Source organism: Clostridium sp. BSD2780061688st1 H5, from assembly GCF_005845155.1.
Taxonomy (GTDB): domain Bacteria; phylum Bacillota; class Clostridia; order Lachnospirales; family Lachnospiraceae; genus Claveliimonas; species Claveliimonas intestinigallinarum.
The window spans coordinates 1-1,596 of sequence record NZ_SPGT01000062.1; the positions used below are offsets into that span (position 1 = coordinate 1).

The window sequence follows — 1,596 nt, forward strand, 5'->3', positions numbered from 1 at the left end:
ACTTTATAGGAAAATGCATGATTGAGGAAATTTGAGAAAAAGAAAACCCGCTGAAAAGCGGGCATGGCAATTAGACGGTTCAGGGTCAGAAGATGTAAAAACCTTCCTCACCGAAATCGTCATCATCCAGATCATCAAATTCGTGTAAGAAATAATCCATGTCCAAAAGGTCGTCATCACTCATGTCGCGGACTTCATCAGAGGTCATGCCTTCTGGAGGATTTTTCATATACTGTTCCCGAAGTTCCTTTGCAAGTTCTGCCTCAGTGACTCGTTTCATATTGACCGTCTCCGTTTCTGTATCAGATATCTTGATTGTACCATGCAGCAGGAGACTATGGAAGAGAAGAAAAAGCGGCAGGGGACCGGCACCGGTGCTTTCGCATGGCCCTTTCATATAATTCGTGCAAAGGAACGGGTTTGTGGTTGAAATATAATTCAAGAAACAGCATGGGCGTACCGCAGGAAGGACATTTTAAAGGGTCATATCCGAAGGAAAGCAGGATGGAATCCCGCCAACGGTTAAAAGAAAGAAATATTTTATGCTTGTCCCTTGAGATAGCCCTGTGAAGATATCTGTCAGATTTACGATGTCTGGCATAAATCCCATAATAACGGATCATTTTGAAATGTTTTTCCGGGATATGCTGGGTGAGGCGTGCCATGAAATCCAGAACCGGGATGGTTTCCGTGACCAGTTTTTCGTCTTCATGGCGGTTGTAATGGAACGTAACAGACTCGCCGTCATAAGAGTCAATACGTGAGGTAGCGATAACTGGTCTGCCAAGGTAACGGCCAATGTATTTGATCACTTGGGAAGGATTACATTTATTGGGCATGGCTCGGACATAAAACCCATTTTTGTGGTCGGCATAGACAGAAGCCTTAAGCTTTTTAAAGGAATCGCCGATTTTGGAATGCAATTCGTTCAAAAGGGCGGTCTGAAAGGAGTCACGCAAGAGTTTGTAGTTGAAGTGTTTTTTATGACGCCAGCGAAGAGAATTCCCAACCCCGCCTTCAGAAACGAGACAATGGATATGGGGATTCCATTTCAGGTCCCTGCCAAAGGTATGAAGGACACAGATAAACCCAGGAGTAAAGAGTTCGGATTTGTTATCTTTATGGAACATACGAGAGACAACACTGTTAACGGAAGAGAAAAGGCAGTTTAAAAGAGAACGGTCAGATAAGAACAAAGGACGGAGTTCCCTGGCGATAGTGAAAACGCAATGGCGATGCTGGACATTGATGATCTTAAAAGACATAGAGGTAGTCCTGTCAATGGCATACATGTTGCCGCAGGAAGGACAGAAGCGGGAATGACAGCGGAAGGGGACAAATTTGAAATTTCGGCAGGAAGGGCAGGCATACATGGCGCCGCCAAAAGAGGGGTCGCCGCAATGGATCATTTTTTCTACATTTTCAATGACAGAGTCACGGGGATGTTGGATATAGAGCATTTCTTCAAAATGGTCTGTAAAAATTTTTTGTAGGATATTCATAAGACTATTATGAGGGAAAAAGACGCAAAAAGTAACCCCTAATCCCCTCAAGATTGAGGGGTAGGGGAGTTGAAGTGTCGAAGACACTTTTTTA

Annotated in this window: 2 protein-coding genes; both read right to left on the reverse strand. The window is 43.9% G+C overall.

All coding sequences use genetic code 11. The features are described 5' to 3' along the window. Positions 1–85: 85 nt before the first annotated feature. Positions 86–280: a hypothetical protein gene (locus tag FGQ86_RS16095; protein WP_070088627.1), complete on the reverse strand. Its 195-nt coding sequence runs from the start codon at positions 278–280 to the stop codon at positions 86–88. Positions 281–335: 55 nt separating this feature from the next. After that, the coding region (locus tag FGQ86_RS16100; protein ID WP_243127310.1) for a transposase at positions 336–1,596 on the reverse strand (1,261 nt) is incomplete at its 5' end.